Genomic DNA, 734 nt, shown 5'->3' on the forward strand with positions numbered 1-734 from the left:
TTGTGATTAATGAATACCTACAGTACAAAGAAACCCTGATTTATATATTTTGAATAAAAAAGACTGTTGTTGAATTTCACACAGCAGTCTTTTTATATGACAATCTGATTAAGAGGCATCTGCAATTTTATACTCTAAAAACAGGCTCATTCCAACTAAAAAAATGATGACTATGTAATGAATCGATGGAATAAGAACGCAACATAGAATGACTTCTAAGCATAAAGTACCTCTTTTCAAAACTTCGTAATGCAAAATTTTTGTGTCATGTAAAGAACAAAGAAATTTTAGATTCGGATATACCATATAAAAATTCCATAATAAGAGCACAGGTAAACTAAATAAATACAGCTCAATCATAAATATGTTTGTCATAATCGTATCTAACGTACTGTTACCAGTAATAAAAATGCCAGGAAGAGCTACTACAAATACTAGTACGGTAATAGGAATAATAAAAATATAATAATCGATAAGAAATGTAAAGGACTGAACGTAAAGATGTTGTTGTTTTCTCCATCGAGATGATTTGACATAAATAAGAACATTTACGATAAAAAATAGCAAGATAAAAAGTAGTGGCACTATAATTCCTCCTGATGAATGATATCCTCTCAATTTTTTTCTATGCTATATAAGTATACAAACATGTTTCAAATAAAAGAAAGTTATTTCTTTCGTGTACAGAAAATTGTATATTTCTGTACACTTTATTTTTTAGTAAAAAACACTAC

At 28.1% G+C, this 734-nt stretch carries 1 protein-coding gene; it reads right to left on the bottom strand.

Features of this window, described 5'->3' with window-relative positions; translation table 11 throughout:
- Nucleotides 1–108: 108 nt before the first annotated feature.
- Nucleotides 109–585: a hypothetical protein gene (locus ACODS7_RS32335; protein ID WP_075716878.1), complete on the bottom strand. Its 477-nt coding sequence runs from the start codon at nt 583–585 to the stop codon at nt 109–111.
- Nucleotides 586–734 lie beyond the last annotated feature (149 nt).

This window comes from Bacillus sp. FG16 (assembly GCF_057809515.1).